Source organism: Sulfitobacter sp. R18_1 (assembly GCF_017743915.1).
Taxonomy (GTDB): domain Bacteria; phylum Pseudomonadota; class Alphaproteobacteria; order Rhodobacterales; family Rhodobacteraceae; genus Sulfitobacter; species Sulfitobacter faviae.
In genome coordinates this window covers 288,254-307,306 of the sequence record NZ_JAGHRG010000004.1, presented here as the reverse complement: position 1 = coordinate 307,306, position 19,053 = coordinate 288,254, and the positions used below count along the sequence as shown (strand labels likewise).

The window sequence follows — 19,053 nt, the reverse complement described above, 5'->3', positions numbered from 1 at the left end:
GGCGACCGGGGTATCTATACCCCGGTGTCGGAACCGGCTATGCCTATGGCTAAGATCGTTGCGGCGGGCGAAATGCCGCGACGGATCGCAGCGCAGAGGGGCGCGCGCCATCCTTTGGCCGCGTGTTTCGACCGCGCCTGCGGCAGGGCAAAGCGCCCATGCCAGTGCGAGGGCGGCGGCCAATGACGCGGCACCGCAGCAAGACGCAGAGCGCTTTGTCAGAGCGTTCGAGCAAGAAAACAAACAAAGGGGGATACAATGACCAATTTCACAAACCGTCAAAACGGCCCGAGCCGTCGCAGCTTTCTAGCCGGGACCGCCGCTGCCGTGGGGGCAGGGCTGATCCTGCCACACGGGGCGCGGGCACAGGCGCAACCCAAGAAGGGCGGCACTCTGCGGGTGGGCTTTACCCAAGGCTCCACTTCCGACAGCCTTGATCCTGCGACCTTCAACAATGACTTCATGTTCGCCAGCGGCTATGCGGTCTTCAACACATTGACCGAGATCGCCCCCGATGGCACCGCCAAGCCCGACCTTGCCGAGAGCTTTGAGGCCAGCAGCGATGCGGCCACCTGGACCTTCCGCCTGCGCGACAATGCGCAATTCTCGGACGGCAAGGCGGCCACGGCGAATGACGTGATCGCTTCGATCCGCCATCACATGGGGTCCGAGTCCAAATCCGGTATCAAACCGCTGCTTGAGCAGATCACCGATATCCGCGCCGATGGCGATAAGGTCGTGATCTTTGAACTGGCCGCGGGCAACGCGGATTTCCCGTTCATCTTCAATGATTACCACCTCGGCATTCGCCAAGACACCGGCGATGGCACGATCGACCCCAACAGCCGCATCGGCACCGGCGGCTATGTGATCGATGTCTTCGAGCCGGGCGTGCGGGTCGAACTCTCGCGCCGCGATGACTACTGGAAAGAAGGCCGCGCGCATTTCGACAAGGTCGTGATCCTGAAAGTCGGCGATCCGGCGGCCCGGATGAACGCGCTGATGACCGGCGAGGTTGACCTGATTGACCGGCCCGACCTCAAGACGATCAACCTGCTGGGCCGCGCGCCCAACGTGAAGATCCACACCCAAGACGGCACGCTGCATTACATCATGCCGATGCAGACCAACACGGCGCCCTTCGATGACATGAACGTGCGGATGGCGTTGAAATACGGCATCAACCGCGAAGACATGATCGAAAAGGTTCTGCGCGGCTATGGTACCGTGGGCAACGATCAACCGATCTCGCGCTCCATGCCCTATTACAACGACGACCTTGAGCAGATCACCTATGATCCAGAGCGGGCGAAGTACCACCTGAAACAGGCGGGGCTTGAAAGCCTTGATGTGACGCTGTCGACCTCGGATGCGGCGTTCAACGGGGCGGTGGATGCCTCGGTTCTCTTTGCCGAAAGCGCGCGGCCTGCTGGCTTGAACATCGAAGTGAAGCGCGAGCCGGATGACGGCTATTGGTCGAACGTCTGGCTGCAAAAGCCCTTCTGCTGTTCCTATTGGGGTGGCCGTCCGACGCCTGACCTCATGTTCTCGACCGGCTATGCCGCCGATGCGGAGTGGAACGAGACCAAATGGGAAAATGAGCGCTTCAATGAGCTGCTGTTGCAGGCCCGGCCCGAGCTGGACCAGACCCGCCGCGCTGAGATGTACGGCGAGATGCAGAAGATCGTGAAAGAGCAGGGCGGCGCGCTGATCCCGGCCTTCGGTCAATATGTCTCGGCCATGAGCGAGAGCGTTCAGATGCCCGAGGAAGTGTCCGAGATGTGGGATCTCGACAGCCAGCGCTTCATCGAACGCTGGTGGATGTCCTAAGCCACAGCTTCACGCGGGCGGCCCCCAAGGGCCGTCCGTTTCCCGCACCAATGGCCCGCCCCGGGCCGGAGAAAACCTTAAAATGTCCCGGCTTCAGAAGCTTGTTATCGGCCGAGTGTCCCTCGGCATTCTGACCCTCTTTGTCGTTTCCGCCCTCATGTTCGTTGGCATCGAACTCTTGCCCGGTGATCTGGCGCAGCAGATCCTTGGCCAATCGGCGACTGAATCGACCCTCGCGGCCTTTCGCGCCGAGCTTGGCCTCGATCAGCCTGCGCATCTTCGGTATTTCGATTGGCTCGGCGGTGTGCTGCGCGGCGATTTCGGCACCTCTCTGGCCTCGGGGCGCGAGGTGTCTGAGCTGTTGGGCCCGCGGCTTGCCAATACCATGTTTCTGGCCGTCTATGCCGCCGTCATCGCCGCCCCGCTGGCGGTGATCCTTGGGCTTCTGGCGGCCCTGTGGCGCAACACGCTGTTTGACCGCGGCGTCAACCTGACCGCGCTTTCCGCCATCTCCATGCCCGAGTTTTTCGTGGGCTATGTCCTGATCCTGTTTTTGTCGATCAAAGCAGGCGTCTTTCCGACGCTGGCACGGATCGACAGCGCTACCGGGCTTTGGGACGCGCTCTATCGCAGCTTTCTGCCCGCGCTGACGCTTATTCTGGTGGTCGTGGCGCATATGATGCGGATGACGCGGGCGGCCATCATCAACGTGTTGGCCTCGCCCTATATCGAGATGGCCCGCCTCAAGGGCGTGCCGCGCTGGCGCATCATTCTGCAACACGCGCTGCCCAACGCGCTTGCGCCGATCGTCAATGTGGTGGCGCTGAACCTTGCCTATCTGGTGGTCGGCGTGGTGGTGGTTGAGGTCGTCTTTTCCTACCCCGGTCTGGGCCAGTTATTGGTCGATGCGGTTTCCAGCCGGGATTTCCCGGTGGTGCAGGCCGTGGGGCTGTTCTTTGCCGCTGTCTATATCACGCTGAACGTTCTGGCCGACATCATCTCGATCATGTCGAACCCGCGTCTGCGGCACGGGAGATAACGATGAAATCTTTGCTGAAATCCGCGCCTCCTTCGGCGATCTTTGGCATGGTGGTGCTGGTCCTCGTGGCGATCACCGGACTTTTCGCCCCGTGGATCGCGCCCTATGGCGAGACGGAAGTGGTGGGCGACGCCTATCTGCCGTGGAGTGGTGCGCATCCGCTCGGCACCGACAATCTGGGCCGCGATATGCTGTCACGCATGATCTTTGGCGCGCGCAATACGGTTGGGCTGGCGCTGCTGACCACGGCCATTTCCTTTTCGGTCGGGGCCACGCTGGGGATGCTGGCCGCGCTCAAAGGCGGCTGGCTGGATGAAGTCCTGTCGCGGCTGGTTGATGTGTTGATGGCCGTGCCGCCGCTGATCTTGGCGCTGATGCTCTTGGCCATTGTCGGCCCCTCGATCCCCAATATGGTCGGGGTGATCGCGGTGATCTATGTGGCGCCGGTCTACCGCCTGTCGCGCGCGGCGGCGATGAATGTCGTCGGTCTTGATTTCGTCGAGGCCGCCAAGCTGCGCGGAGAGCGCACGCCGTGGCTGCTGCGGCGCGAAATTTTGCCCAACATCTGGTCCACCCTGATCGCTGAATTCGGCGTGCGCTTTTGCTTTGTGTTTCTCTTTATCGCGGCGCTGTCCTTTCTTGGCATCGGGATTCAGCCCCCCACGGCGGATTGGGGATCGATGGTGAAAGAGAACGCTACCTTGATCAGCTTTGGCGATATCACCCCGCTGATCCCGGCGGCGGCCATCGCCTTGTTGACCGTTGCGATCAACCTGATCGTCGATTGGATGCTGCACCGCGCCAGCGGTCTGAAAAGTTAACCGAGCAGGGGCCAAGCATATGGGAAACCTTCTGAACATTCGCGGTCTCCGGCTTGAGGCAGGCAGCCGCGCCCGGCCCAATGTGATCATCAAAGGGCTCGATCTGGAACTGGACCGGGGTGAGGTGCTGGGTCTTGTCGGCGAAAGCGGGGCGGGCAAAAGCTCCGCTGGCTTGGCGGCGATGGGCTATGTCCGCGACGGGGTGCGCTTTGCCGGGGGCAGCGTCGAATTCGACGGGACCGAGTTGATCGGCATGGGGCGCGGGCAATTGCGCCGGTTGCATGGCAAGCGCATCGCCTATGTCGCCCAGTCCGCGGCGGCAAGCTTTAACCCCGCCAAGACGCTGATCGACCAATATACCGAAGCGCCGCGCCTGCACGGTGTCTCGGGCCGCGCGGCGGCAGAGCAGGACGCTGTCGCGCTCTACCGTCAGATGCAATTGCCCAACCCCGAAGAGATCGGCTTTCGCTACCCGCACCAAGTGTCGGGCGGCCAGTTGCAGCGGGCGATGACGGCGATGGCCATGGCCTGCCGCCCCGACCTGATCATCTTTGACGAGCCGACGACAGCCTTGGACGTCACCACCCAGATCGAAGTGCTGGGCGCGATCCGCGACATTGTGGAGCAATATGACACGGCGGCGATCTATATCACCCATGATCTGGCGGTGGTGAGCCAGATGGCCGACCGCATCTGCGTGATGAAGGATGGCGCGGCGGTGGAGACCGCCCCGACCAAGACCATGCTCGACGCCCCGCAAGAGGACTATACCCGCTCGCTCTGGGCCGTGCGCTCCTTCCGCCGCCCCGATGCAGAGGCGGGGGAGGCTCCGGCGCTGATTCGCTGCGAGGGGGTTTCGGCGGCCTATGGGCCGATGACGGTTCTGGACAGCCTCAACTTCACCTTTCCGCGCGGCCAGACCACAGCCGTCGTCGGGGAAAGCGGGTCGGGTAAATCAACCCTCGCCCGGGTCATCGCAGGGCTGTTGCCCCCCGTCGCCGGGCAGTTTTTCTGGAACGACGCGCCGCTTGAGCCGCAACTGGCCAAACGCGGGGCCGAGACGCTGCGCAATATCCAGATGATCTATCAATCGGCGGATACCTCGCTGAACCCGCGCCACAATATCCGCGAGATTTTGTCCCGCCCGGTGCGCAAATTCACGGGCCGCAAGGGGCAAGAGCTTCAGGCGCGTGTGGCGGAACTGATGGATCTGGTCGACCTCGACCGCGCTTTCCTTGACCGCAAACCCAGCGAACTCTCGGGCGGGCAGAAGCAGCGTGTCGGCATCGCGCGGGCGCTGGCAGCCGAGCCCGAGTTTATCATCTGTGACGAGGTTACCAGCGCGCTGGACCAACTGGTGGCCGAAGGGATCCTGCGGCTTTTGGTGCGGTTGCAGACTGAGTTGGACCTGACCTTCATGTTCATCACCCATGACTTGGCCACAGTAGAGGCGATTGCCCATAAGGTGATCGTGCTCAAGAATGGCCAGATCGTAGAGCAGGGCGGGCGTGATGAGATCTTTGGCGACCCAAAGCAGGCCTATACCAAGCGGCTGCTGACTTCGGTCCCGCAGATGGACCCGGAATGGCTGACCGAGGCCCGCGCACGGGAGCGGTCCCTCCGCGAGGCGCAGTAGGGCCGCAGGGTTAAACCCCCTCGGCCCGCGCGGCGGCGAAGGCGGCTTCGGTCGCCTCTAGGAACAGCGTCGCCTCGGCCTGCTGCAAGACAAGCGGGGGGCGGATTTTCAGCACATTGGCCCCCGGCCCGGTGGCGCTGATCAAGACGCCATTCTGGCGCAGATGATTGACCACAAATTTGGCGCGGGCGGCATCGGGGGCGTTGGTCTCGCGCGCGGTGACGCATTCGACCGCCAGAAACAACCCCGCGCCGCGCACATGACCGATCTCAGAGTAGCGGGTGGCGATGTCTTGCAAGCCGCGCTTGAGAAAGCCGCCCACCCTGGCGGCATTGTCCTGCAATCCCTCATCCGCGATCACGTCAAGCACCGCCATGCCCGCGGCGGCGGCCACGGGGTTGCCGCCAAAGGTGTTGAAATAGCGTGCCTTTTCGCCAAACTCTTGCACCAGCTCTGGCCGCATCGCGGTGCCGGAAAGGGGGAAACCGTTGCCCATCGGCTTGCCCATCGTGACCATGTCAGGCACCAGCCCGTGGCGCTCGAACCCCCAAAAGGCATCGCCAGTGCGGGCAAAGCCGGGTTGCACTTCGTCGGCGATGAAAAGCCCCCCCTCGGCGCGGATCAGATCGACCGCCGGTTGCAGGAACCCCGCCGGATCGGGATGCAGCCCGTCGCTGGAAAAGATCGTATCGACGATGAAGGCCGCAGGCTCGATCCCATCGGCGCGCATCTCGGCAATCGCTTGGGCCAGATCGGCGGCGAGTTTGGCGCCCTGTTGGGCCTCGGGGATGCGCAGCGTGTCGGGCGCGTCGATCAGCCGGCTGCGCGGGCTGCGCGGGCTGCGCGGGGTGAATTCGCCCAGAGAGGGGGAGAGTTCGGCCACCGCTTCGGTCAGCCCGTGATAGGCAAGACGGGTCACGATCACGCCCTCGCGCCGGGTATAGCTGCGGGCGATGCGCAGGGCGATGTCATTCGCCTCGGACCCGGTGCAGGTGAACATGACATGACCAAGCGCCTCGGGCATGGTGGCGAGCAAGCGTTCGGCGTAAGTAACAACGTTTTCATGCAAATAGCGGGTGTGGGTGTTCAGCACGCCCAACTGCTGGGTGATCGCCTCGACCACGCGGGGGTGGCAATGGCCGACCGATGCGACGTTATTGTAAGCATCGAGATATCTGCGCCCGTCCTTATCCCAAAGCCAGACACCCTCGCTGCGCGTGATATGCAGCGGCTGGTCGTAAAACAGCCGGTAGGCGGGGCCGAGCGCCTTGGCGCGGCGGTCGATCAGGGCGCGGTCGGCGGGGCTGAGGGCCTCGGCTTGGGCGCTGTCATAGGCGTTGATCATGGTCATCGGTCACTCCGTTCCCGCAGCATGGTGCAGGGCTTTGATCGCGGCGGCGTCGCCCACATGGTCGAGCGCGGCCAGCCCGCGTTGCGAGGCGGCGGCGTTGCGCAGAATATAGGGGGCATTCTCGGGATAGCGCCGCGCGCGGGAGGCGCCGATTGCCAAGGTGGTGGCATGGCGCAGGCGGATCAGACTGGGCAGAAGCGCGACCTCTTCGGCCTCCAGCGGCAGCCGTGCGGCGAAGCCCGCGACCATCTCGCAAATGGCGCCCAGCGGGTCTGTGCCTTGGCCGAGTTGATAGGAGCAGGCCACCGCCAGATCACAGGCCAGCGGCGTATGCACCATATCGCCGAAGTCGATCAGCCCGACGGGGTGCTGGGCCTGTGGCGCGTCGACCAGAATGTTATGGGGGTTGAAGTCATTATGCACGATCTGCGCCCGCAGATGCGGCAATCGAGGGGCGGTTTCCGCGTCGAACTGGTCAAGCCTATGCTGCAATTGCTGGCGCAGCGCGGCGTCCTGCACATCTGCCAAGAGGGGGCGCAGATGGCTCGCCTGTTTGATGTCCCACTGCAAGAAATGCCCGCCCGCGGGGTGAAAGAAGCCGCGCAGCCCAAGGGTGACCCGCGCGTGAAAATCGCCCAAGGCGCGGTAGAGGCCCGGTTGCGGGGTCGCATTGCTGAGCACGGTGCCGCCGAGGAAGGACATCAGGCGGACGACATGGGGCTGCCCATCGGCGGCGGTGGCGACCTCGGCGGCTTTGCCGTTCAGGCTGGCGCAGATGCGTTGCACGGGCAGTTCGGGGTCGGTGGCGGCCAGATGCATCAGTGCTGCGGTCTGCATGTCGGTCACCGCACGGTCTTCGGCGGCATTGGTGATCTTTAGCAGGGCCTTTTCGCCCGTGGTCAGGGTGATCAGGAAGTTCGCGTCTTTTTCAGCGGCAAGCGGTTCGATCTGACCGGAGATACCATAGCAGCGCAGCGCAACCTCCGCTGCGCGGGCCGCGTCAAAGGCGGGCGGGTCTTGTGCCAGCAGGTCGGTCTGCGCCCCGGGCTCTTCGACCAGCACGCCGCTGAGGAAGGGGGGCAGGCCGCCATGGGGCGTGATCCCGGCCTCGGTCATGGGGCGGTGCCTTCGGTCCCGCACCATTCGGCGATGAAAAGCGCCATGGCTTGGGTGATCTTCTTGACCGAACTGAGGCTGACGGATTCATTGATCCCGTGAATGTTGCGCGATTTCGGCCCGTAGCAGAGCGCGGGGATCTTGTTGTAAAGCGCATAGACCCGCGTATCGAGGTAGCCCGCCGTCATGAAGGATTGCAGCGGCGCGCCGATGGCCTCTTCATGGGCGCGTTCCAAGACGGCTTCGGCCTCGCTGCCAGGCTCCAGCACATAGCCTTCGGCGTGGAAACCGTTGAAGACCACCCTGGGCGGGTTGTTCGACAGGAAGTTGTCGCTTTGGGCGAAGGCCTTGACCCGCTCGGTGATCTCGCGCGCGGCGTCCTCGGCGCTGCGGCCCGGATAGATGGAAACGCGGCAATCGATGTTGCACCATGACGGCACCGATGAGGCCCAATCGCCGCCTTCGATCTTGCCGATGTTGAGGTTGATCGGATGGGACTCATCTTCGAAATGCGGATGCTGGCCCTTCTCGGCGTTCCAATCCTCCTCCAGCTCGCGCAGGGCTGTGATGACGCGGGTGGCAGCATCAATGGCATTGGCCCCTTCCCCCATTTCGCGCACATGGACGGGCACGCCACGCAGCTGCACCTGAAACCAGATAACGCCGGTGTTGGCGCGGACCAGCATTTCCTCTTCGGGTTCGGGGATGAAGACCGCATCGGCGGTGTAGCCTTGCAGGAAAGTCTGCAAAGCGCCGTTGCCGGTGGATTCCTCCTCGACCACGGATTGCACATAGACGGTCGCCGCCGGTTGCAGCCCGATGCGGCGCAGCGCGTCGAGCGCAAAAATATTCGCTGCCGCGCCCGCCTTCATATCGCCCGCGCCCCGGCCATACATCCAATCGCCGTCGATCTTGGCCGAATAGGGCGGATCGTCCCACATGTCGTGCAAGCCTTCGGGCACCACGTCGAGATGCGATTGCAGGATCAGCGAGCGGCCCCGCTCATCGCGCGGGCGGTGGATGCCCACGACGATGGGCGCGTCGGAGTGATCGTCGGAGTATTTCGACCCACCGGGATGCGCCTCAATCGCGGCGCGGTCCATCTTGAAACGGTCCATCGCGTAGCCACGGCTTTGCAGGCTGCGAAACAGCAGGTCTTGGATCGCATGTTCATGGCCGCGCAGGGAGGGCATTTGCACGAGCTTTTGGGTAAAGTTCACCTGTTCGGCAAATCCGTCTTCGACAGCCTGAAGGATGCGAGACTTGAGGTCTGGATCAAGGGGCATGGCGTGTCCTTTCGGGGTTACAGCATCGCTTCGATGAGGAAGGGACCGGGCTCTTTCGCGGCCTCTTCGATGGTGCGCATCAACTCGGCAATGTCTTCGACCCGTTTGCCCGGTACGCCCATGCCCTTGGCCATGGCGACGAAATCCAATTGCGGGCGGTCGAGGTTCAGCATGCTCAGCGCGTCGGGGCCGGGTTGGGCGCCGACGTTGTGCAATTCGCCCTTGAGGATCTCATAGGACTGATTGGCCAGAATGATGGTGGTGACGTTGGAATTCTCGCGCGCTTGGGTCCAGAGCGCCTGAATGGTGTACATGGCCGAGCCATCGGCCTGCAGCGTGATCACCGGGCGGTCGGGGCAGGCGATGGCGGCCCCCGCGGAAAGGGGGATGCCAATGCCGATCGACCCGCCGGTTAGCGCGAGCCAAGTGTTCGGCGCGGCACTGTCGCCCGCCGGGAAAGTGGCCCCGCCGGAGGAGACGGCCTCATCCACCACGATCGCGTCTTCCGGCAGCGCATTGGCCAAGGCTGCGCCGAGGTTTTGTAAGCTGATGCCGCCCGCCTGTGGAGCCGCGGGCCGCGCGTGGTCGCGCGGGGTGGCGGGTTTTGCGCCGATGCGGTCCGCCAGAGCGGCCAATGCGGTGGCGCCATCCGCATCGACGGGAGCGAGCGTCACGTTATGGCAATCGACCGGCAACAGCAGGCTCGGCTTGCCGGGGTAGGCGAAAAAGGCGACCGGCGGCGGCGTTTCGATCAGGATGGCGCGGCGGTAGGGGGCAAGGCATTCGAGCGCCGCGTTGATTGGATAGGGGATTTTGTTGACGGCAAACCGCCCCTGACCGCGCTCCAACCGGCGGTTCGAGGTCGGGGCAAGGATATCGGCCCCGGTCTTTTCCGCGATACCATGCAGCAGGGCCATCGCCTCTTGGTTTTCCAGCACACCGCTGCCGACCAAGAGCACGGTCTTCTCACCGCTTTCCAAGGCTTTGACCGCGGCATCAAGCGCGGCTTCGTCCAGCGGGGCAGGGGCTGCGGGGGCCACGACCTCGGCCATCTGGCCGCCCGCGTCCCAGCCGATGTCGGCGGGCGCGATCAGCGTGGCGACCTTGCCCGGCTTGCCTTGGGCGACCGCGAGGGCGGTCATCGCATCGGCGGCAAAGCTGCCCGCATCACGGCCCGAACGCACCCAATCGCTGAAGGGCGCGCAGGCGCCTTCGACATCCGCCGACAGAGGCGCGTCGTATTTCTGGTGCCGCAGCGCGTGATCGCCCACAAGGTTGACCATCGGCACCCGCGCCTTGCGGGCGTTGTGCAGGTTGGCGGCGGCATTGGCGAAACCGGGGGCAAGGTGCAGCAGGGTCACCGCTGGTTTGCCGGCCATGCGCGCATAGCCATCGGCGGCGCCGGTCACCACCCCCTCGAACAGGCCCAGAACGCAGCGCATCAGTTTGGTGCGGTCCAGCGCGTCGACGAATTGCATCTCGGAGGTGCCGGGGTTGGCGAAACAGACCTCCACCCCGCCCGCATGCAGGCTGCGCACAACGCTTTCCGCGCCGTTCATTTCTTTGGGGGTCTTGCTCATGCTGTGGCCTCGCGGAATGTCGTGAGAAATGATTTTGCGTTATCGGCAAGGGAGGGGCCAAGGTAGCCGCCCTCTTGGATCAACGCGGTGGGAAGGTTCAGCGCCGCCAAGCGCCGCGCCATTTCGGCAAAGCCGTCGGGATAGACATTCACGGCGGCCAGCGGATCGTCGGCGGCCATGTCAAAGCCCAGCGAGACGACCAGCGCCTCGGCCCCGAAATCGCGGATCGCGGCGATGCCCTTGTCGAGCAGGGCCAGCACCTCATCTTGGCTCGCGCCCTGCTCCAGCAGCAGGTTTAGCGATTTGCCCGCCCCGTCGCCTTCGCCAGTCTCATCGGCATGGCCAAGGTAGAAGGTGGGGTACGTGGCCGGATCGGGATGCAGCGAGCAAAAGAAGATGTCGCCGCGTTCATAGAGGATGTCGAGCGAGCCATTACCGGTGTGCACGTCGATGTCGATCAGCGCGACCTTCTTGTAGGTCTGGGTCAGGTGCTCTGCCGCGATACAGGCGTTGTTGAAAAAGCAAAACCCGTTCGAGCAATCGCGCATCGCGTGATGGCCCGGAGGACGGCAGAGCGCATAGGCCGCGCGGGCGCCTGTCGCCACCGTTTGGGCCGTCTCAATGGCGGTTTGGGCGGACCAATAGGCCGCATCCCATGACCCTTCGGTCAGCGGGGTCGAGGTGTCGGTCATCCACCAGCCCAATTGACCGTGAATGTCCTTGGGCTCTTTCCCGCGCCGCACGCCGGGGTGCATGGTGGGGATGGCCAGCGCCTCTGGGCCTGCGCTTTCGACGAAACGGGCGTGGGCGTCAGGCAGGAAGTCGACATAGTCAGGGTTGTGCACGGCCTTGATCGGGGTAAGTCCGTGGTCTTGGGGCTTGGTGATCTCAAACCCTTCGCCGATTAACATATCGCGTAGAATTTCAGCACGTTGTGGCTGTTCTTGATGCGGCATCGCCGCGCCACGCCGAAAGTAATGTGTCGGCGCATGGCCAAGCTGGCGTTCGTCGAAAAAGACTTTCATCACATTCCCTGTGGTCTGATGTCGTTGCGGCGGAGCATTGCAGTTTTAATTTGCAGGCTCAATAGAAATGATGCATCATGCATCAAAACTGGCAGCAAGTCGGCCAGTAAGGATGAGGGCGCGATGGCCGAAATCAATCAAGTTTCATTGGGCGATGCGATCTATGATCGGGTCTGTCAGGACTTGGTGGAAGGCAGGCTTCGCCCGAATGAAAAGGTCACCATTCGCGGCTTGGCAGAGCGGTTGGGCACCAGTTCGACCCCGGTGCGCGACGCGGTACAGCGGCTCTTGCGGGATGAGGCTTTGGTCCAGCGCAGCGTGCGCGATGTGCGCGTGCCGGTGCTGACAGAGGCGCAGTATCTTGAAATCGCGAGCATCCGGCGCGAGCTGGAGGGCTTTGCCGCCGGTCGCGCCGCTGAGATGGTTGGCCCCAAGGAGATCCGCCGCCTGAAAAAGATCGTGGAGCGGAACGAGGCCGCAGCGGTGGCCGGGCGCTGGCCGCAGGCGGTGAAGTATAATCAAGAGTTCCATTTCGCGCTGGTCGAGGCGGCGGAGATGCCGATCCTGTTGGCCATCCTCAGCGGGCTATGGCTCCGCATGGGGCCGCTGATCGCGGGTTACTATGCGCGAGAGCAAATGGGGCTGGTTCGACATCATCAGGCAATTATTGCAGCCTGTGAGAATCGCGATCCCGCGGCCGCGGCTGCGGAAATGCGCGCAGACATTGATGACGCAAAGGAGGGGATCATAAGATACATCCAGTCATTCACCACAGGTGAATGACCCATCAAGACGCCGCCTATCGCGCGGCGACTACCCAAGCGACTGCAAAAAGCCGACGTCAGATCGGACGCTGCCCTTGGGCGAGTTTCAGCAAAACCAATGGGGATTTACATGCTAAAAACCACTAAATTAACCGCAGCCGTTCTGGCGCTGGCGATGGCCGGGCCTTTGGCCGCGCAGGATGGTGAGCCGAAGTCCGGCGGCACGCTTAACGTCGTGATCCAGCCCGAGCCGCCCAGCCTGATGATCGGCCTTGTGCAAAACGGCCCGACACAGATGGTCGGCGGCGATATTTACGAAAGCCTGCTGCGCTATGATTTCGACCTCCAGCCCGAAGGGCAGCTGGCTGAATCATGGGAGATTTCCGAAGACGGCAAGACCTATACCTTTAAGCTGCGCGAGGGCGTGGTGTTCCATGACGGTGAGCCCTTCACCTCGGAGGATGTCGAATTCTCCATGGATAAGTTCCTGCGCGAAAGCCACTCGCGGATGCGCACCTATATGGAACATGTCGAAAGCATCGAGACGCCCGATGATCACACGGTGGTCTTCAACCTCAAACAGCCCTTCGGCCCCTTCATCGGTATTTTCGAGCCGGGCACCGCGCCGATGATCCCAAAGCACATCTATGAAGGCACGGATTTCGCCAATAACGAGGCGAACAATACGCCCATCGGCACCGGCCCCTTCAAGTTCGACAAATGGGAAAAAGGCAGCTTCATCCATCTGGTGAAGAACGAAGACTACTATATGGAGGGGAAGCCCTACGTTGACGAAGTCTATTACCATGTGATCCCCGACGCGGCCTCCCGCGCGGTGGCCTATGAGACCGGCAAGGTCGACGTGCTGCCCGGCGGCTCGGTCGAGAATTTCGACGTGGCGCGCATTCAGGCGATGGAGAATACCTGCATCACCGACAAGGGCTGGGAATATTTCGGTCCGCTGTCTTGGATGTGGGTGAACAACGACAACAAGCCGCTCGACGATGTGAAGGTGCGCAAGGCGATCATGCATGGCGTCGACCGCCAGTTCGCCAAGGACGCGCTGTGGAATGGTTTGGGTAAAATCTCCACCGGGCCGCTGTCGTCTTCCACACGGTTCTATGATGGCGAGACCCCGGACATCACCTACGATCCGGAGAAGGCCAAAACCCTTCTGGAAGAGAGCAGCTATGACGGCGAAACCATCCGCATTCTTGGCCTGCCTTACGGTGAAACGTGGCAGCGCTGGGCCGAAGCGGTCAAACAAAACCTGAGCGAGATCGGCATGACGACCGAGATTGTGCCCTCGGACGTGGCGGGTTGGAACCAGAAGGTGGCGGACCGCGACTATGATCTCGCCTTTACCTACCTCTACCAGTACGGCGATCCCGCACTTGGTGTTTCGCGGACCTATATGGGCGACAATGCCGCCCCCGGTTCGCCTTGGAACAACGTGGCGAATTATCAAAACGCCGAGACGGACAAACTGTTCGCCGAAGCGGCGCTGATGGCCAGCCCTGAAGAGCGCAAGGCCGCCTATAAGGAGATCCAAGACAAGATCGTCGAGGACGTGCCGAACATCTGGCTCTTGGAACTGGGCTTCCCCACGATCTACCGCTGTGACGTAAAGAACCCGGTTAACACCGCCTTTGGCGTGAACGACGGTTTCCGCGACGTGTGGATCGACAAATAAAAAGAGCGACAACGCTCAAGGTCCGAGCCGTTTTGGCGGCTCGGGCGCATTTCAGAATAACACGGGGCGGATAGCGTGATACGTTTCATATTGGGCAGGTTGATCAAGGCAGTGTTTATCCTGCTGGCGATCCTTGTCTTCAATTTCCTGCTGATCCATGCGGCACCGGGTGACCCTGCGGCGGTCATGGCGGGCGAAGCCGGCGCGGCGGATGAGAAATTCCTTGCAGACCTGCGGGCGCGTTTCGGGCTGGACCAACCGCTCTACATGCAGCTTTGGCTTTATATCAAGGGCGCGGTGCAGCTTGATCTGGGCTATTCCTTTCGTCAACAGATGCCCGTGGCCGAGATGATCGGCGACCGCCTGCCTGCCACGCTTTTGCTGACCAGCGTGGCCTTTGTGCTGTCGCTGGTCTTGGGCGTGACCGCCGGTGTCGCGGCCTCGGCCCGGCAGGGGCGGTGGGGTGATACGCTTATTTCGACCTTCGCGCTGCTGTTTTATGCCACGCCGCTGTTTTGGGTGGCGCTGATGGCGACGCTGGTGTTCTCTGTCTGGCTCGAATGGTTGCCGGGCTTTGGCTATTCCACCATCGGCGCGGGCTATACGGGCCTCGCCCATGTGTTGGATGTGGCGAAACATCTGATCTTGCCGGCCTCGACGCTGGGGCTGTTCTTCACGGCGATCTACATGCGCATGACGCGGGCCTCGATGCTCGAAGTCTCGCGTCTCGATTTTGTGAAAACCGCCCGCGCCAAGGGGCTGAACCGCGGTGTGATCCAGCGGCGGCACATCCTGCGCAATGCGCTTTTGCCGGTGATCACGCTGGCCGGGCTTCAGGCCGGGCAAATCTTTGGCGGGGCCATCCTGACCGAGACCGTCTTTGCATGGCCCGGCATCGGGCGGCTGATGTTCGAGGCGATCAACCAGCGGGATTACAACGTGATCCTCGGGGTCTTCTACATCTCGGCGGCCATGGTGCTGCTGTTCAACCTGATCACGGATGTCATCTATGTCATTGTTGATCCGCGGATAAGGCTGACGACATGATGAGCTTTTGGAAACGTTTCAGCTATAACCGTGGCGCGGTCATTGGTCTGGTCATCCTGACCTTCGTCATAGCCGCCGCCATCCTTGCGCCCATCCTCTTTCCGCAGAGCCCGTGGAAAATGGTGCAGCGTCCCTTCCTGCCGCCTTTCACCCAAGACGGGCTGCTTCTGGGCACCGATGCGCTTGGCCGCGATGTCATGGCGGGGCTGGCCCATGGCGCTTATGTGAGCCTGCTGGTCGGGTTGGTCTCGACCATCGTGGCGCTGGCCATCGGCGTGCCGGTGGGGGCCGCGGCGGGGTATTTCGCCGGCCGGATCGACGACGCGCTCATGCGGTTCACCGAGTTCTTTCAGGCCATCCCGAGCTTTGCGTTAGCGATCGTGCTCTTGGCGATCTTCCAGCCCAGCCTGACCTTTGTGATCATCGCGATTTCCATCGTGTCATGGCCCCCGGTCGCGCGTCTGGTGCGCGGCGAGGTGCTGTCGCTCAGAACCCGTGAGTTCGTCGAGGCGGCGAGCCTGTCGGGCCTCGGCAATCTTCAGATCATTACCCGCCACATCCTGCCCAATGCGTTGCCGCCGATCATCGTGCTGGCCTCGCTCATGGTGGCGCAGGCGATCCTGCTGGAAAGCTCGCTGTCCTTTCTGGGGCTGGGCGATCCGAACATCATGTCTTGGGGCTATATGATCGGGGCTGCACGCACCGTGATCCGCACCGCATGGTGGCTGTCCTTCCTGCCGGGCATGGCGATCCTGTTGACCGTGCTGGCGCTGAACCTGATCGGCGAAGGTCTGAACGACGCGCTGAACCCGCGATTGACGAGGAAATCCGAATGACCCTGCTTAGCATCCGTGACCTGTCTATCGCTCTGCCCATGGGGGCGGATCGGCTCTATGCCGCGAAGGACATCAACTTTGACCTCGCCCCGGGAGAGATCCTTTGCATCGTGGGCGAAAGCGGGTCGGGCAAATCCATGTCGGCCAATGCGGTGATGGGGCTGTTGCCGCAGGGGGTTCTGCCCGACAAGGGCAGCATCACCTTTGACGGGCAATCGATCCTTGGGTTGCCTGAGAAAGAGATGTTGAAACTGCGCGGCAGCCGCATTTCGATGATCTTTCAAGAGCCCCTGAGCGCATTAAACCCGCTGATGCGCATCGGCGCGCAAATCGCCGAGGTGTTCGAGGCCCACGGCGCGCTCACCGGGGCCGAACGCCGCGCGCGGGCGCTCAAGCTGTTGGAGGAGGTGGGTATTCCCGACCCCGAAGCGGCGATCCGGGCCTATCCCTTCCAGCTTTCGGGCGGGCAGCGGCAGCGGGTGATGATCGCGATGGCCTTGGCGCTGGAGCCTGACATCCTGATCGCGGATGAGCCGACCACCGCGCTTGATGTGACCACGCAGGCGCAGATCCTTAAGCTGATCGAAGACCTGCGGCGCAAGCGTGGCATGGCGGTGATCTTCATCACCCATGACTTTGGCGTGGTGGCCGATATCGCCGACCGGGTGATCGTCATGAAAAAGGGGGAGATCGTCGAGGCGGGCCCGGCGCAAGAGGTGCTGCTGAAGCCCCAGCACCCCTATACCCGCGCCCTCATCGACGCGATCCCCCGGCTGACCAAGACCGAAGCCGCGGCAGAAGTCGAACGCAGCCCGCTTTTGAAAGTCGAAGGCCTGCAAAAGACCTTCTCCACCGGCTCTGGCACGCTTTTTGGCAAGCGCCGGGTGGTGAAGGCCGTCCAAGACGTGAGTTTCGAGCTTTTTGCAGGCGAAACCATCGGCATCGTGGGGGAGTCCGGCTCGGGCAAATCCACCGTAGGGCGCTGTTTGGTGCGGCTGCTCGATCCTGACGGGGGGCGCGTGTTGATGGACGGTGTCGACATCGCGGAGATGTCGGGGCCAGAACTGCGGGCGCAGCGGCGCAAGTTGCAGATGATCTTTCAAGATCCGTTCTCATCGCTCAACCCCCGCGCGCGAGTGTCGCGCATCCTTACCGAGGGGCTGGTTGCCTATGGCACCCCGGATAAGGAGGCCAAGGCCAAGGCGCGCGAGTTGCTGGAACTGGTCGGGCTGGACGAAAGCGCGATGAAACGTTTCCCGCATGAGTTCTCGGGCGGGCAACGGCAGCGGATCGGCATCGCCCGCGCATTGGCGCTGGACCCGTCGATCATCATCGCGGATGAGGCCGTCTCGGCCCTCGACGTCTCCATTCAGGCCCAGGTTCTCGACTTGCTGGCCGAGTTGAAAACCCGGCTGCATCTGTCGATGCTCTTCATCACCCACGACCTGCGCGTCGCGGCGCGGATCTGCGACCGGATCATCGTGATGCAAAAGGGCCAGATCGTTGAGGCGGGGCCGGTCAGCAAAGTGCTGCACGACCCCGATACCGCCTATACGCGCAGCCTGCTCGACGCTATTCCGGGGCAGGACTATGAACGCGCGCTGGCGGCGGCCGATTAGGGCGCTACCTCAGCCGCTGCGCCCAAGATGGATCAGACGATGAAACCTGTGGAACACGATCAAAAGACGCTGCTACTGACCGGCGCCAGCCGGGGCATCGGCCATGCCACGGCCAAGGCTTTCGCCGATAAGGGCTGGCGGGTGATCGGCTGTTCGCGGCAGGCGTTCTCGCCCGAATGCCCTTGGCCGGGCGGGGCGCAGGACCATGTGCAGGTCGATCTGAGCGATCCGAACCAGACGATAGAGGCGGTCGCGCAGGTCAAAAGGCTGTTGGGCGGTAACCCTTTGCATGCTCTGGTGAACAACGCGGGCGTCTCGCCCAAGGGCGAGGATGGCGCGCGGCTCAGCACGCTCGACACCGATCTGCGGACATGGGGCGAGGTGTTTCATGTGAATTTCTTCGCCTCCGTGGTTCTGGCGCGCGGGCTTCAGGATGAGCTTTCTGCCGGGCGTGGGTCGGTGGTGAATGTCACCTCCATCGCCGGGTCGCGGGTGCATCCCTTTGCCGGGGCGGCCTATGCCACCTCCAAAGCAGCTCTGGCGGCGCTGACGCGCGAGATGGCCCATGATTTCGGCCCCCTCGGCGTGCGGGTCAACGCAATCGCCCCGGGCGAGGTTGAGACGGCGATCCTCAGCGAGGGCACCGACAAGATCGTACGCGACATCCCCATGCGTCGCCTCGGCCAGCCCGATGAGGTCGCGCGGGCGATCTATTTCCTGTGCAGCGCGAAAAGCTCCTATGTCTCGGGGACCGAGATCGAGGTGAACGGCGGCCAGCACGTCTGACCGCGCGGCGCGCGACCCTTCTGACAATTGCGTGATCAGGGCAGTCTTGCGCTGTCATCCCCAGCCATTGGACCTATGTACAGCCCCTCAAATCAGGGCAGCTATACGCGCGCTCCCCTCAGGCAAAGCATACCCCAAGGGACACCACCTCATGATAAAATTCGAATTGAACGGGCGGGCGATTTCTGTCGATGCCGACCCGGACATGCCCCTATTGTGGGCGATCCGCGATGAGATCGGCCTCACCGGCACAAAATTCGGCTGCGGCATCGGCGCATGCGGCGCTTGCACCGTGCATATCGACGGCACCGCGACACGGTCTTGCATCACCTATCTGGGAGACGTGGAGGGCCTGTCGGTCACCACGATTGAAGGGCTGGACGAAGAGGGCAAGCACCCGGTTCAAGAAGCATGGCGCAACCTGCGCGTACCGCAATGCGGTTACTGCCAGTCGGGCCAAATCATGCAGGCGGCGTCTTTGTTGAAAGACACGCCCAACCCCAGCGACGAAGACATCGACGCGGTGATGACCGGCAACCTCTGCCGCTGCATGACCTATCCGCGCATCCGCCAAGCCGTGCGCGACGCCGCAACCGCAATGGGAGAGACCGACAATGGCTAATC

At 62.8% G+C, this 19,053-nt stretch carries 16 protein-coding genes; 11 read left to right on the top strand and 5 right to left on the bottom strand.

Features of this window, described 5'->3' with window-relative positions; translation table 11 throughout:
• Positions 1-258 precede the first annotated feature (258 nt).
• From J7392_RS10915 to J7392_RS10900, 4 genes are all read left to right on the top strand, one after another.
• On the top strand, positions 259-1,830 hold the full coding sequence (locus J7392_RS10915; protein WP_209217565.1) for an ABC transporter substrate-binding protein: 1,572 nt from the start codon (positions 259-261) through the stop codon (positions 1,828-1,830).
• An 82-nt stretch (positions 1,831-1,912) separates the two neighbouring features.
• Positions 1,913-2,869 (top strand): ABC transporter permease, encoded by a 957-nt coding sequence (locus J7392_RS10910; RefSeq protein ID WP_067268104.1) that lies wholly within the window; start codon positions 1,913-1,915, stop codon positions 2,867-2,869.
• A 2-nt stretch (positions 2,870-2,871) separates the two neighbouring features.
• Positions 2,872-3,690, top strand: coding sequence for an ABC transporter permease (locus tag J7392_RS10905; protein WP_082852164.1), 819 nt, complete (start codon positions 2,872-2,874; stop codon positions 3,688-3,690).
• 19 nt (positions 3,691-3,709) lie between these two features.
• Positions 3,710-5,326 carry an ABC transporter ATP-binding protein gene (locus tag J7392_RS10900; RefSeq protein ID WP_209217564.1) on the top strand — a complete coding sequence of 539 codons (1,617 nt, stop codon included), beginning with the start codon at positions 3,710-3,712 and terminating at the stop codon, positions 5,324-5,326.
• Positions 5,327-5,336: 10 nt separating this feature from the next.
• Here J7392_RS10900 and J7392_RS10895 read toward each other — a convergent pair whose 3' ends face one another.
• Genes J7392_RS10895 through J7392_RS10875 form a run of 5 tightly spaced genes read right to left on the bottom strand, consistent with a single transcriptional unit; the run spans position 5,337 to position 11,684 of the window.
• Positions 5,337-6,677: an aspartate aminotransferase family protein gene (locus J7392_RS10895; RefSeq protein ID WP_209217563.1), complete on the bottom strand. Its 1,341-nt coding sequence runs from the start codon at positions 6,675-6,677 to the stop codon at positions 5,337-5,339.
• Between the two features lie 3 nt (positions 6,678-6,680).
• Positions 6,681-7,793 (bottom strand): phosphotransferase, encoded by a 1,113-nt coding sequence (locus tag J7392_RS10890; RefSeq protein WP_209217562.1) that lies wholly within the window; start codon positions 7,791-7,793, stop codon positions 6,681-6,683.
• The gene (locus J7392_RS10885) at positions 7,790-9,079 is read right to left on the bottom strand and encodes an ArgE/DapE family deacylase (protein WP_209217561.1); all 1,290 of its coding nucleotides are present in this window, start codon (positions 9,077-9,079) and stop codon (positions 7,790-7,792) included. Before J7392_RS10885 ends, J7392_RS10890 begins: the two co-directional genes overlap by 4 nt.
• Before the next feature lie 17 nt (positions 9,080-9,096).
• Positions 9,097-10,659: an acetolactate synthase large subunit gene (locus tag J7392_RS10880; protein ID WP_209217560.1), complete on the bottom strand. Its 1,563-nt coding sequence runs from the start codon at positions 10,657-10,659 to the stop codon at positions 9,097-9,099.
• Entirely contained in the window at positions 10,656-11,684 is a 1,029-nt protein-coding gene (locus J7392_RS10875) for a histone deacetylase family protein (protein WP_209217559.1), read from the bottom strand. Before J7392_RS10875 ends, J7392_RS10880 begins: the two co-directional genes overlap by 4 nt.
• Before the next feature lie 123 nt (positions 11,685-11,807).
• Here J7392_RS10875 and J7392_RS10870 point away from each other — a divergent pair, with 123 nt between their 5' ends.
• The 7 genes from J7392_RS10870 to J7392_RS10840 all read left to right on the top strand — a co-directional run bounded on the left by J7392_RS10870 (position 11,808) and on the right by J7392_RS10840 (position 19,051).
• Positions 11,808-12,467 (top strand): GntR family transcriptional regulator, encoded by a 660-nt coding sequence (locus J7392_RS10870; RefSeq protein WP_247744536.1) that lies wholly within the window; start codon positions 11,808-11,810, stop codon positions 12,465-12,467.
• A gap of 99 nt (positions 12,468-12,566) precedes the next feature.
• Complete coding sequence (locus J7392_RS10865; protein ID WP_209217557.1) at positions 12,567-14,141, top strand: ABC transporter substrate-binding protein; 1,575 nt, start codon at positions 12,567-12,569, stop codon at positions 14,139-14,141.
• Positions 14,142-14,216: 75 nt separating this feature from the next.
• On the top strand, positions 14,217-15,188 hold the full coding sequence (locus J7392_RS10860) for an ABC transporter permease (RefSeq protein ID WP_209217556.1): 972 nt from the start codon (positions 14,217-14,219) through the stop codon (positions 15,186-15,188).
• On the top strand, positions 15,185-16,024 hold the full coding sequence (locus tag J7392_RS10855; protein ID WP_209217555.1) for an ABC transporter permease: 840 nt from the start codon (positions 15,185-15,187) through the stop codon (positions 16,022-16,024). Before J7392_RS10860 ends, J7392_RS10855 begins: the two co-directional genes overlap by 4 nt.
• Complete coding sequence (locus tag J7392_RS10850; protein ID WP_209217554.1) at positions 16,021-17,643, top strand: ABC transporter ATP-binding protein; 1,623 nt, start codon at positions 16,021-16,023, stop codon at positions 17,641-17,643. The genes J7392_RS10855 and J7392_RS10850 overlap by 4 nt, the downstream gene beginning before the upstream one ends.
• A gap of 39 nt (positions 17,644-17,682) precedes the next feature.
• A complete protein-coding gene (locus tag J7392_RS10845; RefSeq protein ID WP_209217553.1) occupies positions 17,683-18,429 on the top strand; it encodes an SDR family oxidoreductase in 747 nt (248 codons plus the stop codon).
• 151 nt (positions 18,430-18,580) lie between these two features.
• Positions 18,581-19,051: a (2Fe-2S)-binding protein gene (locus J7392_RS10840; protein ID WP_209217552.1), complete on the top strand. Its 471-nt coding sequence runs from the start codon at positions 18,581-18,583 to the stop codon at positions 19,049-19,051.
• Positions 19,052-19,053 lie beyond the last annotated feature (2 nt).